Source organism: Micromonospora citrea (assembly GCF_900090315.1).
Taxonomy (GTDB): domain Bacteria; phylum Actinomycetota; class Actinomycetes; order Mycobacteriales; family Micromonosporaceae; genus Micromonospora; species Micromonospora citrea.
In genome coordinates, this window is record NZ_FMHZ01000002.1 from 4,141,371 (window position 1) to 4,154,782 (window position 13,412).

General features: G+C 74.3%; 10 protein-coding genes. 7 read left to right on the forward strand and 3 right to left on the reverse strand.

Annotation, left to right across the window (positions count from 1 at the left end):
* Positions 1 to 8 precede the first annotated feature (8 nt).
* Positions 9 to 659 (forward strand): HAD family hydrolase, encoded by a 651-nt coding sequence (locus GA0070606_RS19030; protein WP_091102197.1) that lies wholly within the window; start codon positions 9 to 11, stop codon positions 657 to 659.
* Positions 660 to 878: 219 nt separating this feature from the next.
* Here the strand turns inward: GA0070606_RS19030 and GA0070606_RS19035 are convergent, their stop codons facing one another.
* Together GA0070606_RS19035 and GA0070606_RS19040 are read right to left on the reverse strand one after the other, a co-directional pair.
* Positions 879 to 1,532 (reverse strand): response regulator, encoded by a 654-nt coding sequence (locus tag GA0070606_RS19035; protein ID WP_091102202.1) that lies wholly within the window; start codon positions 1,530 to 1,532, stop codon positions 879 to 881.
* A gap of 25 nt (positions 1,533 to 1,557) precedes the next feature.
* Positions 1,558 to 2,859 (reverse strand): sensor histidine kinase, encoded by a 1,302-nt coding sequence (locus GA0070606_RS19040; RefSeq protein ID WP_091102206.1) that lies wholly within the window; start codon positions 2,857 to 2,859, stop codon positions 1,558 to 1,560.
* 438 nt (positions 2,860 to 3,297) lie between these two features.
* Here GA0070606_RS19040 and GA0070606_RS19045 point away from each other — a divergent pair, with 438 nt between their 5' ends.
* The 6 genes from GA0070606_RS19045 to GA0070606_RS33395 all read left to right on the forward strand — a co-directional run bounded on the left by GA0070606_RS19045 (position 3,298) and on the right by GA0070606_RS33395 (position 10,050).
* The gene (locus GA0070606_RS19045; RefSeq protein WP_091102208.1) at positions 3,298 to 4,068 is read left to right on the forward strand and encodes a redox-sensing transcriptional repressor Rex; all 771 of its coding nucleotides are present in this window, start codon (positions 3,298 to 3,300) and stop codon (positions 4,066 to 4,068) included.
* Positions 4,065 to 5,459, forward strand: a complete 1,395-nt coding sequence (locus GA0070606_RS19050; RefSeq protein WP_245724737.1) for a glutamyl-tRNA reductase — start codon at positions 4,065 to 4,067, stop codon at positions 5,457 to 5,459. Before GA0070606_RS19045 ends, GA0070606_RS19050 begins: the two co-directional genes overlap by 4 nt.
* Positions 5,456 to 6,451, forward strand: coding sequence for a hydroxymethylbilane synthase (hemC, locus tag GA0070606_RS19055; RefSeq protein ID WP_091102210.1), 996 nt, complete (start codon positions 5,456 to 5,458; stop codon positions 6,449 to 6,451). Before GA0070606_RS19050 ends, hemC begins: the two co-directional genes overlap by 4 nt.
* On the forward strand, positions 6,448 to 8,028 hold the full coding sequence (locus tag GA0070606_RS19060) for a bifunctional uroporphyrinogen-III C-methyltransferase/uroporphyrinogen-III synthase (RefSeq protein WP_091102214.1): 1,581 nt from the start codon (positions 6,448 to 6,450) through the stop codon (positions 8,026 to 8,028). The genes hemC and GA0070606_RS19060 overlap by 4 nt, the downstream gene beginning before the upstream one ends.
* Before the next feature lie 22 nt (positions 8,029 to 8,050).
* On the forward strand, positions 8,051 to 9,034 hold the full coding sequence (gene hemB / locus GA0070606_RS19065) for a porphobilinogen synthase (protein WP_091102217.1): 984 nt from the start codon (positions 8,051 to 8,053) through the stop codon (positions 9,032 to 9,034).
* A gap of 587 nt (positions 9,035 to 9,621) precedes the next feature.
* On the forward strand, positions 9,622 to 10,050 hold the full coding sequence (locus GA0070606_RS33395) for a helix-turn-helix domain-containing protein (RefSeq protein ID WP_245724738.1): 429 nt from the start codon (positions 9,622 to 9,624) through the stop codon (positions 10,048 to 10,050).
* Between the two features lie 68 nt (positions 10,051 to 10,118).
* On the opposite strand, the gene GA0070606_RS19075 is transcribed toward GA0070606_RS33395, so the two are convergent.
* Positions 10,119 to 13,397, reverse strand: a complete 3,279-nt coding sequence (locus tag GA0070606_RS19075; RefSeq protein ID WP_091102221.1) for a lamin tail domain-containing protein — start codon at positions 13,395 to 13,397, stop codon at positions 10,119 to 10,121.
* Positions 13,398 to 13,412: the final 15 nt, after the last annotated feature.

The window sequence follows — 13,412 nt, forward strand, 5'->3', positions numbered from 1 at the left end:
GTGCTGCGATGACCTCTGCTCGCCCCCACCTGGTCTGGGACTGGAACGGCACCCTGCTCAACGATCTCGACCTGGTGGTCGCCTCCACCAACGCGGCCTTCGCCAGCGTCGGCGGTCCGTCGGTGACCGCCGACGAACACCGGGTCAGGTTCCGCCGCCCGATCGCCGACTACTACGCCGAGGTGCTCGGCCAGGCCGTCGACGACGACGAGTTCGGCCGGCTGGACCGGATCTTCCACGACGCGTACCGGAACGGGCTGACCACCTGCGAGCTGGCGCACGACGCCACGGTGGCGATGGCGGCGTGGCCGGGCAGCCAGTCCCTGCTGTCGATGTGGTTCCACGAGGAGCTGGTGCCGACCGTGCGCACGTACGGGCTTGGCGGGCACTTCGTCCGGGTGGACGGGCTGCGCGCGACCGTCGGCGGCGACCGCAAGGCCGAGTCCCTCCGGGCACACCTGGCCGAGCTGGGCGTGGACGGTCGGGACGTGGTGCTGATCGGCGACTCCATCGACGACGCCGACGCCGCCCTCTCCGTCGGCGGCCGGGCGGTCCTCTACACCGGCGGGTTCACCGATCCGGCCCGCCTGCGCGCCTCCGGCCACCCGGTCGCCGACACGCTCACCGAGGCGGTGACGCTCGCCGCCGCCGTGTCCTGACCCTCGGCCGTCCCGGGGTCTGGCGACGCCGCCCGAGGCCGGGCCGTCGGGCCGGGTTGGACGGGCCGCCGGGCTGGGTTGGACGGGCCGCCGGGCTGGGTTGGACGGGCCGCCGGGCTGGGTTGGACGGGCCGCCGGGCCGGGCTGGACGGGCCGCGGGGCCGGGTGCCGCTTCGGGGCCGGGGGACGCCCGCCCCGGGACCGCGACGCCGGGCGGGGTCAGTTGCGCAGGTAGGCCAGGACGGCCAGCACTCGGCGGTGCTGTTCCGTGTCGGGCGGCAGCTGGAGCTTGGTGAAGATGTTCCGCACGTGCTTCTCGACGGCGCCGTCGGTGACGACCAGGGTCCGCGCGATCGCCGTGTTCGAGCGGCCCTCGGCCATCAGGCCGAGCACCTCGCGTTCGCGGGGGGTGAGCTCGCGCAGCGGATCGTCGCGGCGGCGCCGGGCGAAGAGCTGGCCGACCACCTCCGGGTCGAGCACCGTCCCGCCGGCGGCCACCCGGTCCAGCGCGTCGAGGAACTCGTCGATCGCGGCCACCCGGTCCTTGAGCAGGTAGCCGATCCCGCCCCCGCCGCCGCCGGTCGTGGCGAGCAGGTCGTCGGCGTACGACACCTCGACGTACTGGGAGAGGACCAGGATCGGGGTGCGGGGCACCAGCCGGCGCGCCTCCACCGCCGCGCGCAGCCCCTCGTCGGTGTGCGAGGGCGGCATCCGGACGTCGACGATCGACACGTCCGGCCGGTGCGTCACCACCGCCGCCACCAGCGCCTCGCCGTCGGCGACGGCGGCCACCACCTCGTGGCCCCCCTCGCTGAGCAGCCGGACCAGCCCTTCCCGGAGCAGGACGGCGTCGTCCGCGATCACGATCCGCATGATCGGAATGTCTACCACGTCCGGATCACAGCGGGAGTTCCGCGCGGATCTCGGTGGGCCCGCCCGTCGGGCTCGTCACCGAGAGCCGGCCACCGGCGGCGCGGACCCGGTCGGCGATGCCGACCAGCCCGTGCCCCTTGGCCAGGTGCGCGCCGCCCTGACCGTCGTCGCCGACGCCGACCTCCAGCCGCCCGTCGCGGCGGGCCACGGTGACCTGGCACTCGGTCGCCCGGCTGTGCTTCGCGACGTTGGTCAGCGCCTCGGCGACGACGAAGTACGCGGTGCTCTCCACGGCCGGGTCGAGCCGGCCGGCGGGGCTGGACAGCTCCGGGTCGACCCGCAGCTCGATCGGGATCAGGCCGCGCCCGGCCAGCGCCGCCAGGGCGCTGGGCAGGCCCCGGTCGACCAGGATCGGCGGCGCGATGCCCCGGGACAGGGCGCGCAGCTCGGCGAGCGTCTCCCGGGTCTGGGTGACCGCCTCGTCCAGGGTGCGCCCGGCGGCGTCCGGGTCGGTGGCGAGCTGCTGGCGGGCCCGGCTGAGGTCCATGGCGAGGCGGACCAGGCGCTGCTGCGGGCCGTCGTGGATGTCCCGCTCCAGGCGGCGCAGCGCGCTCGCCTCGGCCGAGACCGCGGCCCGCTTCTGCTCCTCCAGCACGGTGATCCGGTTGCGCATCTCGGCCACCCCGGTGAGCATGGCCCGGCCGAAGCCGGCCTGGAGCAGCGCGCAGCCGCGGGCCACGATCGGCAGGGTGATCAGGAAGAACAGCCCGATCGCGGTGTGCAGCCCGATCCGGGCGACGGTCGAGGTGCCCAGCCCGAGGAGCTGGGGGAGGTCCACGTCCTCCGGGTCGCCGTGCGGCAGCGCCCAGTCGTACGCCCAGTAGAGCGTGCCGGCGACGGCGCCGGCCCACCAGACCAGCGTGACCACGAAGGTGACGATGGCCACGATCAGCTTGAGGATGCCGTGCGCCAGGTCGAGCCAGGACTGCGCGTCCCCCATCGGCACGAAGATCCGCCGCCAGGCGCTCGCCCCGGGCTCGGGGAGCCGGTACTGCGGGCGGATCCGGGACTGGCGCAGGACGGCGGGGAGGCGGAGCCGCTCGATGTCGGCCAGTCCTCGGGCGGCGTACAGGGTGCCGCTGAGGACGGGCAGGCCGATCACCGTCACCATCAGCCCGAGTCCGGCCGCGAGGCCGACGATCAGGACCACGAAGCTGGCCAGGGCCAGCGGGAGGCCGAGCAGCACGTAGCCGGAGTCCAGGAGGAGCTGTCGGGAGATGGTCGGCGCCGGCACGGGCTGGTCGACGGCGGCGGGTACGGCGGTCATGCCACGAGGCTAGGCAGCACGGGGGTGTCGGACCCATCCCGTCGGCCCGCCTCTCCGGCGTAGGGCTGTCCCTACCGCGCCGGCGCGCCCGGCCGAGGGTGTCGAGTCGCGCCGCCCGGGCGCCGGCGGGAGCCGGGTCGGTCCGGCGTGACGTAATCGGCGGCGAGCCGCGCTCGCGCGATTGGTCAGAGAAGTCGTAATTGAGCAATAATCGCCGAGCGGCGCCGGCGGAGGCCGCTGGATCGATCTTGCGGAATGGAGGGCCAGGTGAAGCCGCGTCGCGAGCTGTCAAGATCGCGATTTGTGCACGCCTTCACAAGCGCCTACTCTGTAGTTCCGACGCGCCCTGCTAGCACAGCCGGCATTCTCGGTCGCCAGCGGGAGTCCCGAAACGGCCGGCCGCTGGAGCTGGCCGAGGATCGCACCGCACGGAGTCTCATGAGTCAGCACCGTCACCCTGGCGCGCCCGGTCGCGCCGGTGCCGTACCGGCGCTCCCGGACCTGCCCGAGGCGACCGTCGCGCGGCTCCCCGAATACCTCCGTGCCCTGCACAACCTCGCCGAGACCGGCCACGAGACCGTCTCCAGCGAGGGCCTGGCCAGCGCCGCGGGCGTCAACTCCGCCAAGTTGCGCAAGGATCTCTCGCACCTCGGGTCGTACGGCACCCGGGGCGTCGGCTACGACGTGGCCCTGCTGATCGACCAGATCGAGTTCGTGCTCGGGCTCACCCAGCGCCGGGCGGTCGCCCTGGTCGGCGTGGGTAATCTCGGTCACGCCCTGGCCGGCTACGACGGCTTCGCCAGCCGCGGCTTCCGCATCGCCGCCCTCTTCGACGCCGACCCGGACCGGGTCGGCGAGGAGATCAACGGGCTGGTCGTCCGGCACGTCGACGAGCTGCCCCGGGTCGCCGCCGAGGAGGCCATCGCCATCGGCGTGATCGCCACCCCGGCCCCGGCCGCCCAGGCCGTCGCCGACCAGCTCGTGGCCGTCGGTGTGACGAGCATCCTGAACTTCGCCCCGTGCGTACTCTCGGTCCCGGAGGGGGTCGACGTGCGCAAGGTCGATCTCGCCATCGAGCTGCAGATCCTGTCCTTCCACGAGCACCGCAAGGCATCGCTGACCGCGCTCCCCGCCACCGGTGGGTCCGCCCTCACCGCCCTGCCCGGCGGCCTCGCGGTCACCGACACCCAGGAGGCGATCGGCACGTGAAACTGCTCGTCGTCGGTGCGTCCTACCGCACCGCTCCCGTCGCCACGCTGGAGCAGCTCGCGGTCCCGCCGGCCGACCTCACCCGCACTCTGGACCGCCTGGTCGCCCAGCCGTACGTGACCGAGGCCGTGCTCGTCTCCACCTGCAACCGGGTGGAGGTCTACGCCGCCGTCTCCGGTTTCCACGGCGGCCTCGGTGACATCTGCGCGGTGCTGGCCGACCAGGCCGGCTGCCAGCCCGCCGCGCTCGCCAACCACCTCTACGTGCACTTCGACGCCGCCGCGGTCGACCACGTCTTCCGGGTCGCCGCCGGGCTCGACTCGATGGTGGTGGGCGAGGCGCAGATCCTCGGCCAGCTCCGCGACGCCTACCACTCGGCGACCGGGGCCGACACGGCCGGTCGGCTGCTGCACGAGCTGATGCAGCAGGCGCTGCGGGTCGGCAAGCGGGCCCACGCGGAGACGGGCATCGACCGGGCCGGTCAGAGCGTGGTGACCGCGGCGCTGGAACTGGCCGCCGGCCACCTCGACGGTGACCTGGCCGGCCGCCCGGCCCTCGTCGTCGGGGCGGGGGCGATGGGCTCGCTGGGCGTCGCCACGCTGTCCCGGCTGGGCGCCGGGCCGCTCACCGTGACCAACCGGGGCGCCGACCGGGCCGTCCGGCTGGCCGAGGCGTACGGCGCCAGCGCGACGCCCATGGCGGAACTGACCGCGGCGCTCTCCACAGTGGACATAGTAGTGGCCGCCACGGCGGCCACGGAGGCGGTCCTCACCCGCGAGGTGGTCAGCCGGGCGCTCGCCGGGCGCGACCCCGGCCGGGGGCCGCTGGTCCTGCTCGACCTCGCGGTGCCGCGCGACGTGGAGGCCGGAGTCGCCGAGCTGCCCGGCGTCGAGGTGATCGACATCGACAGGATGGCGACGCTGCTCGCCGACGGCCCCGCCGCCACCGACGCCGCCGCCGTCGAGCGGATCGTGGTCGGCGAGGTCGACGCCTTCCTCACCTGGCTGCGCGGGTCCGACGTGGCGCCGACCGTGGCCGCCCTGCGCGGCCGCGCCGACGACGTGGTCACCGCCGAGCTGCGCCGGCTCGCCCAGCGCCGCCCGGACCTCACCGACGACCAGCGCGCCGAGGTCGCCCGGACGGTGCACCGGGTGGTCCAGCGCCTGTTGCACCAGCCCACCGTGCGGGTCCGGCAGCTCGCCGCGGAGCCCGGCGGCGACCAGTACGCGGCCCTGCTGCGCGAGCTGTTCGACCTCCAGGTGCCGCAGACGTCACCGGTCGACAGCGTCCCCGACATCGTGGACAGCGACGTCGCGCCCCTGCTCGGTCTCGCCGACTTCCCGCCGTCGTCCGTCCCGGCCGACGTCCCGCCCACCGGAGGTGAGCGATGAGCACGCCCCTGCGCCTCGGTACCCGGGGCAGCAAACTGGCGATGGCCCAGTCCGGCCACGTCGCCGAGGCACTGACGGCGGCCACCGGCCGCCCGGTCGAGCTGGTCGAGGTGGTCACCGCCGGCGACCGCTCCTCCGCGCCGGTGCACCGGCTCGGCGTCGGCGTCTTCGTCTCCGCGCTGCGCGACGCGCTGACCGCCGGCACGATCGACTTCGCGGTGCACTCCTACAAGGACCTGCCCACCGCGGCGGCCCCCGGGCTGCACGTCGCGGCGGTGCCGCCGCGGCAGGACCCGCGCGACGCGCTGGTCGCCCGCGACGGCCGGACGCTCGCCGAGCTGCCGCCCGGCGCGGGCGTGGGCACCGGCGCGCTGCGCCGCGTCGCCCAGCTGCACGCCCTCGGGATGCAGCTCCAGGTCACCCCGATCCGCGGCAACGTCGACAGCCGCCTCGCGCGGGTGCTCGGGCCGGAGGCCGACCTGGACGCCGTCGTCCTGGCCCGGGCCGGGCTGGCCCGGCTCGGGCGGACCGACGTGATCACCGAGACGCTCGACCCGATGCTGATGCTGCCCGCCCCCGCCCAGGGCGCGCTGGCGGTGGAGTGCCGGGTCGACGACACCGACATGGTGGAGCTGCTCGCCGTGCTCGACCACGCACCGTCCCGCGCCGCGGTCGTCGCGGAGCGGGCGCTGTTGGCCACCCTGGAGGCCGGATGCTCCGCTCCGGTCGCCGCCTACGCCGTCATCGCCGAAGGCGAGCCAACCGGCTCGAACGCCGAAGGCGACGCCGGTGAGGAGATCTACCTGCGCGGGGCGGTGATCAGCCCGGACGGCACGAGAGACATCCGGCTGTCCCGCACCGGTACGCCCGCCGACGCGGCGGAGATCGGCAAGGCACTCGCCGCCGAACTCCTCGACCTCGGCGCCGACTCGATCCTCGGCCAAGAAGGACACGCCGGCCCGGGGACCCAGCAATTTGGGAGCACAGAATGACCCGCACCCGTAAGCCCGTAGGCCGTATCGCGTTCGTCGGGGCCGGTCCCGGCGACCCGGGCCTGCTGACCCGCCGGGCGCACGACGCCCTGGTCGACGCCGACCAGGTGGTGTACGACCGGGGAGTCCCCGAGTCGCTGCTCGACGCCGTCCGTGCCCAGGCCAGGTCCGACGCCCAGTTCACCCCGGCCGAGGGCGCGCCGGGTGACGTGGCGAAGGTGCTGATCTCGGCGGCCCGCTCCGGGCTGAACGCGGTGCACCTGGTCGCAGGCGACCCGTTCGGCCACGAGTCGGTGGTCCGGGAGGTGCAGGCGGTGGCGCGTACCGCCGCGCACTTCGAGGTGGTGCCGGGCGTCGGCCAGGCCGAGGGCGTGGCGACCTACGCCGGCGTACCGCTGCCGGGCGTACGCACGGCGGCCGACGTCGAGGACGTCAGCACGCTCGACTTCGACGCGCTGGCCGCGGCCGTCGGCCGGGGCTCGCTCGCGCTGGCCGTGGACGCCGGCGACCTCGCCGCGATCCGGGACGGGCTGCTCGCCGCCGGGGTGGACGGTGCCACCGGCGTCGGCGTGACCGGGGACGGCACCGGCGAGACGCAGTACACCACCACGTCGACCGTGGACTCCTTCGTCGCGGCGGCGCTCGGCTTCACCGGCCGGGTGGTGCTCACCGTCGGCGAGGGCGTGGGCCAGCGGGACAAGCTGAGCTGGTGGGAGAACCGCCCGCTGTACGGGTGGAAGGTCCTCGTGCCCCGCACGAAGGAGCAGGCCGGCGTGATGAGCGCCCGGCTGCGCGCGTACGGGGCCATCCCGTGCGAGGTGCCGACGATCGCGGTCGAGCCGCCGCGCACCCCGGCCCAGATGGAGCGGGCGGTCAAGGGCCTGGTCGACGGCCGGTACGCCTGGGTGATCTTCACCTCGGTGAACGCGGTCCGCGCGGTCTGGGAGAAGTTCGCCGAGCACGGCCTGGACGCCCGGCACTTCGGCGGCGTCAAGATCGCCTGCATCGGCGAGGCGACCGCCGACGCGGTCCGCGCGTTCGGCATCCAGCCCGAGCTGATCCCGTCGGGGGAGCAGTCCTCCGAGGGGCTGCTGGCCGAGTTCTCGCCGCACGACGAGATCCTCGACCCGGTCGGCCGGGTGCTGTTGCCGCGCGCCGACATCGCCACCGAGACCCTCGCCGCCGGGCTCACCGAGCGCGGGTGGGAGGTCGACGACGTGACCGCCTACCGCACGGTGCGCGCCGCTCCGCCGCCCGCCGAGATCCGGGACGCGATCAAGTCCGGTGGCTTCGACGCGGTGCTCTTCACCTCGTCCTCCACCGTCCGGAACCTGGTCGGCATCGCGGGGAAGCCGCACGCGCGTACCGTTGTTGCGGTGATCGGGCCCAAGACGGCGGAGACCGCGACGGAGTTCGGCCTGCGGGTCGACGTCCAGCCGCCGCACGCCTCGGTCCCCGACCTGGTGGAGTCGCTCGCCGCCTACGCCGTCGAGCTGCGCGAGAAGCTCGCCGCCATGCCGGCGAAGCAGCGCCGCGGTTCGAAGGTGCAGGGGCCGACCGCCCTGAGGTTCCGGTAGTCGTCGTAGCAGGAGGCCCGTGATGCCGTACCCCGAGATCCGGCCCCGCCGGCTGCGCCGCAACGCGGCAGTCCGGCGGCTGGTGTCCGAGACCCGCGTCGACCCGGCCAATCTGGTCGTGCCGATGTTCGTCAAGGAGGGGCTGACTGAGCCGCGGACGATCGCGTCGCTCCCGGGGGTGCTCCAGCACTCCCGGGACTCGCTCCGCAAGGCAGCGGCCGAGGCGGTCGAGGCGGGCGTGGGCGGCATCATGCTCTTCGGGGTGCCGGAGCGGCGGGACGCCACCGGCTCCGGCGGCATCGACCCGGGCGGCATCCTCAACGTCGCGATCCGCGACGTCGTGGCCGAGGTGGGCGACGCCACGGTCGTCATGAGCGACCTCTGCCTCGACGAGTTCACCTCGCACGGGCACTGCGGCCTGCTCACCCCCGGCGGCGAGGTGGACAACGACGCCACGCTGGCTTCGTACGCCGAGATGGCCGTGGCCCAGGCCACCGCCGGGGTCGGCGTGGTCGGGCCGTCCGGGATGATGGACGGCCAGGTCGGCGTGGTGCGCAGGGCGCTCGACGCCGCGGGCCACCAGGACGTGGCGGTGCTGGCGTACGCCGTCAAGTACGCCTCGGCCTTCTACGGCCCCTTCCGTGACGCGGTGGAGTCGGCGCTGGAGGGCGACCGGCGCACCTACCAGCAGGATCCGACGAACCTGCGGGAGTCGCTGCGCGAGGTCGAGCTGGACGTCGCCGAGGGCGCCGACATGGTGATGGTGAAGCCGGCGCTGCCGTACCTCGACGTGGTGTCGGCGGTCCGCGCGGCGGTCGACGTCCCGGTCGCCGCCTACCAGGTCTCCGGCGAGTACGCGATGGTCGAGGCGGCCGCCGCGAACGGCTGGATCGACCGCGAGCGGGTCATGCTGGAGACGCTCACCTCGATCCGGCGTGCCGGCGCGCAGATCATCCTCACCTACTGGGCGGTCGAGGCCGCCCAGCTCCTCCGCCAGCGCTACTGACCGGTCCCGACACCGCGTCCTGGTCCCGACCGCCCGGCAGCGCCCGGTCGCGCCGGTGTCCGGTCGTGCCGGTAAGCGCTCGCTCGTGCCGGACGCCGCGTCGGCGAACCATTTCGCCACAGCCGGCGGGGTGCCGGCCAGCATCATCGCGATCAGGCGCCGGCAAGCCACGCATGATCGTCACTCATCGTGTTCATGGCTGCGATCCCCGTACCTTTTCCTCACACGCTTTGCTCTGCACCCATACCCGCACCGGTAACCGAGGGTGCCCGGTGCGGATGTGGGTGCAGAGCAAAGGGCGCGCGGCGAGTTCCTGGCCGGCTCCGCGCCGACCCATGAATGTGCTGTTCAGGAGGGTGTCCGCCCTGGCCGGCTCCCCGTAAGCCGTTTAGTGACGCTCGTGCCGGTACGGAGAGTGACCGTCGGGCGCTCTTCGCGCTGATGTCACGCAGAGTCATTTCGGGCGCTGGGTGACCGGCTGCTCGTCCCGATTGAGCGCCCTTACGTTTTCCACAGGCGGATGTGTTTTCCACAGGTCGAGCGGGCAGGATTGCGGGCGGGGCGCGCCGGCCGCGACGGGTGACGGGATGACCGACGCTTCCTCCGCCGAACCGGAGAACGACGACCACGCCGGCTGCGACAACCACGCTGGCTGCGACAACAGGGCCGGCTGCGACAACAGGGCCGGCTGCGACGACCAGACCGGCTGCGGCGATGGGGCCGGTTACGACCACCGAACCGGCTGCGGCGAGCAGCGCGACTCGGGGGCGCAGCCGGGTCCCGGTCGTCAGCCCGGTGTCCGTGACCAGCCGGACGCGGATTGGCCGGTGCTGTTGACCAAGCCGTTCGACGTTCCGTGGCCCGCCGCCGGCATCGTCCGGGCGGTCCGGCGCCGGGCCGACCTCAGCCAACGTGAACTGGCCCGATGGGCGGGGGTGCACCACGCCACCGTGGGGCGGGAACCGGACCCGGAACCGAGGTCAGGACCGAAGCCGGAGTCGGAGCCGGGGCCGTGAACGGCCGACGGTCCGCTGGCCGGGTGCTCCCCGGCCAGCGGACCGTCGGAACGGGCCGTCGAGCGACGTCAGTCGTCGTCGGTGATGGTGCCCACCGCGACCGGGTCGGCGAGGCGCAGCCCCGGCACGCCGGCCACCAGCAGCGTCAGCCTCTCGTCGGCCTCCGGCTTGCGGTCGCCGCGCACGGTCACCGGGAACACCACCGACGTCTGCCCGGCCGCGAGGACCTTGCAGCCGACGTACGGCTCGTAGTCGGCGCCGGCCTGGGCCGTGGTGCCGTACGTGGTGGCGCAGAGCAGCACGGGCTGGGACAGCGGCCGGGACACCGTGGCGGTGAAGTCGAGCTGCCGGGTGCCCTTGTCGCCCTCGACCACCGAGACGTCGGCGACGCTCAGCGCGGCCCGCGAGCGGAACCGGGCCACCTGCGGGTCGTGGTCGCTGGAGCCGCGAGTGCCGTCGGCGGCGTGGTCGGCGGGCCAGTCGGCGTTGATGTGCGCCGCCCGCATCTGCACCAGGTCCCGGTGCAGCGCGCCGTTGACGAACAGGTGGTCCAGCGTCTGCGCCTGCCCTTCGAAGCTGTACGAGTAGGCGGACGACGGCGCGTCGGCGAGCAGGTCGTCCCAGAGGTTGCGCATGCCGGCGGCGTACAGCGGCCCGAGCTGGTCCGACGGGATCGGCTCCGCCGCCGTGGCGATCGGGTCGTCGGGGCGGGGGAAGACGTTCAGGTCCCCGCCGTACACCACCCGTGCGTGCGGGTCTGACGCCTCGACGGCGGCGACGATCGCGGCGCCGTACGCGGCCTGCTCCCGGCGCTGCCCGACCCGGCTGTCCGGCCCGGACGAGTAGTGGTTGCTGGCGGCCCACAGCGTGTACCGCTCGGTGGAGCCGGGTGCCGCGGCGACGGTGAACTTGCCGAGCTGCGGAGCGCGGGTGAAGACGTTGTCGCCGTCCTTGCCGGTGGACGTGTCCACGTCGGCGGGGAGCACGGCGTTGAGCGCCTTCGGGTTCTGCACGTCGGCGTTGCCCGGCAGGCCCGCGCCCCGGTAGGCCACCGTCGGCGCCGAACCCAGCAGCGGGTCGTCGGCGGTCGCCTCGGCCAGCGAGACCCGGTCGGTGCGGTACAGGAAGGCCGCGGTGATGCCCCGCGCGTCCGCGCCGCTGCGGTCGTACGCGGCGGCGTAGGCCGGGCCGCCGTTGGCCGCGATGGTCAGCGCCAGGTCCTGCAGGCTGTCCGGCGCGCCGTCCGCGTTGTCGGTGGTGCCGCAGACCAGCCGACCGTCCGAGACCGAGCAGATGTCCTGGTCCTCGGCCTCCTGCACCAGGATCAGGTCCGGCGAGTGCAGGTCGGTGGTGATCTGATCGGCCAGCGCGGCGAGCTGCTCGCGGTACTCCTGCTCACTGCCCGGCACGTAGTCGAACGGCGGGCGTACCCCGGTGCAGCCGGCGTTGCCGGCGAAGTCGCAGCCGTCGAACGGGTCGTCACGGTGGTCGTACAGGTTCTCGACGTTGTAGGTCGCGACCGCGAGCTCCTCCGACCGGTTGGCCGGCTGCGGCGGGTGGTTCGTCGACGGGTCGGTCCCGCCGGTGAACGCGGCCTGCTCGACCTGCACGCCGTACTTCTCGAACGAGTAGTAGAGGCCGCCGATGGCGTCGGCGGTCAGCGTGTCGAACGTGCGGGCGGGCGGAAGCAGCGCGCCGCTGTCGCCCGTGGCGCCCTTGACGCCCATGCTGCCGAGCAGGATGCGCTGGCCGTTGCCGTCGTCGAAGCGGCGGGTCGGGTCGTTGTCCAGCGGGTGCGCGTCCCGGAACACCCGGCGGGCGTACGGGTCGGCGCGGTCCAGCAGCGGGTCGTCCCGGTCGATCACGAAGACCTCGCCGTCGGCGGTGGAGGCGAAGACGTTCCGCCCGCTCACCGCGCCGGAGCCGGCCCGCACCCGCAGCCGGGCGCCCTCGTGCCGCTCCCAGAACCGTTGCGCGTCGGCCAGCTCGACCGGCGGCACCGCGTCGGCCACCTCGACCTCGGCGTTCACGTCGACGCCGGAGGCGAGCTTGCGGACCAGCGACGCGCCGGAGAGCTGGGTGAAGTTGAAGTACTCCGAGACCCGCGCCCGGAGCACGACCTCGTCTCCGACCGTCGGCACGTAGCCGCCGATCAGCGAGGTGAACCCGCCCATGAAGACGAAGATGCCGTCCGAGCTGGTGGGGTCGCCGTCGGTGGCGTCCTTGCGGCTCTGCAGGAAGAAGCCGCGCTGGTCGCGGCCCGACGAGTCGCGCGCCAGGGTCAGCTGGGTGATCACGCCGCGCACGTCGTACAGCGTGCTGCTGGTCCCGTTGCCGGAGGCCGGCGCGAGCGGGGACCGGTCGGCCGGCCCGGCCTCGCCGGCGGTGGTCGGGCCCTGCACCTCGCCGACGGTCAGCTCGCGGGTGACCTGCACGGCCAGGGTGCAGGTGGCCGTGCCGCCGTCCGCGTCGGTCGCGGTCAGCACCACGGTGTACGCCCCGGCGGCCAGGTCGGCGCTCGCGCGAACCGTGGCGCGGGCGGTGCCGCCGACCGCGTCGGCCGGGGTGACGGCCGTACGCGCGACGGAGCCGGCGGCAGGGGTCGGGCTGACCGAGGTGAGCGCCACGTCGACGATCCGGTCGTCGGGGTCGACGGCGGTGACCTCCCGGGTCGCCGCCGTGCCGGCCGGGGTCACCAGGGCCGGGCCGCAGGTGAGCGTCGCCGGCGCGTCGACCGGCCCACCGCCGTCGACGGTGTGCGTGCCGAGCCCGTCGAACGTGTCGACGGGGAAGCCGGCCCACTGGGCGGCCGGGTCGAACGCGTCGGACGGGTCGGTGTCGCCGGCGGTGACGGCGGCCGACCGGCGCAGCGTGTTGTCGGCGGTGCTGGTGACGCCGGCGCCCCACTCGGTGCCCGGGTCGACGCCGACCTGGCCGATCGAGTCGAGCACGGTGCCGCCCCGGCGCAGCACGATCGCGTCGTCGCCGTTGAACAGGCTGGCGGTGGTGGTCTGGTCGGCCCGGTCGAGGATCCCGGCCGCGGCCGAGGCGGAGGCGAGGACGAAGGTGTCGCCGGCCGCGACGGTCCCGGTCAGCGCCAGGTTCGTCGGGTTGGTGGAGCCGTTGAAGTGCAGCTGGAGCTGGTATCCGCCGGCGGCCAGGTCGACGGCGGCGCCGGTGCCGTTGAACAGCTCGATCGCCTTGTTGTTCGACGAGCCTTCGACGTACTCGGAGATGAACAGGTCGGTGGGCGCGGCGCTGGCCGCGGTGGGTGCGACGCCGACTGCCGCCGCGGTCACGGCGGCGGTGGCGGTCGCGAGCGCGGCAAGAGTGCGGCGCGGGCGCATGAGGCCTCCACGATG

What these genes read in the sequence shown, in the direction of transcription:
- GA0070606_RS19030 (WP_091102197.1), top strand. Translation starts at nt 9, where the DNA reads ATGACCTCTGCTCGCCCCCACCTGGTCTGGGACTGGAACGGCACCCTG.
- GA0070606_RS19035 (WP_091102202.1), bottom strand. Translation starts at nt 1,532, where the DNA reads ATGCGGATCGTGATCGCGGACGACGCCGTCCTGCTCCGGGAAGGGCTG.
- GA0070606_RS19040 (WP_091102206.1), bottom strand. Translation starts at nt 2,859, where the DNA reads ATGACCGCCGTACCCGCCGCCGTCGACCAGCCCGTGCCGGCGCCGACC.
- GA0070606_RS19045 (WP_091102208.1), top strand. Translation starts at nt 3,298, where the DNA reads ATGAGTCAGCACCGTCACCCTGGCGCGCCCGGTCGCGCCGGTGCCGTA.
- hemC (WP_091102210.1), top strand. Translation starts at nt 5,456, where the DNA reads ATGAGCACGCCCCTGCGCCTCGGTACCCGGGGCAGCAAACTGGCGATG.
- GA0070606_RS19060 (WP_091102214.1), top strand. Translation starts at nt 6,448, where the DNA reads ATGACCCGCACCCGTAAGCCCGTAGGCCGTATCGCGTTCGTCGGGGCC.
- hemB (WP_091102217.1), top strand. Translation starts at nt 8,051, where the DNA reads ATGCCGTACCCCGAGATCCGGCCCCGCCGGCTGCGCCGCAACGCGGCA.
- GA0070606_RS33395 (WP_245724738.1), top strand. Translation starts at nt 9,622, where the DNA reads ATGACCGACGCTTCCTCCGCCGAACCGGAGAACGACGACCACGCCGGC.
- GA0070606_RS19075 (WP_091102221.1), bottom strand. Translation starts at nt 13,397, where the DNA reads ATGCGCCCGCGCCGCACTCTTGCCGCGCTCGCGACCGCCACCGCCGCC.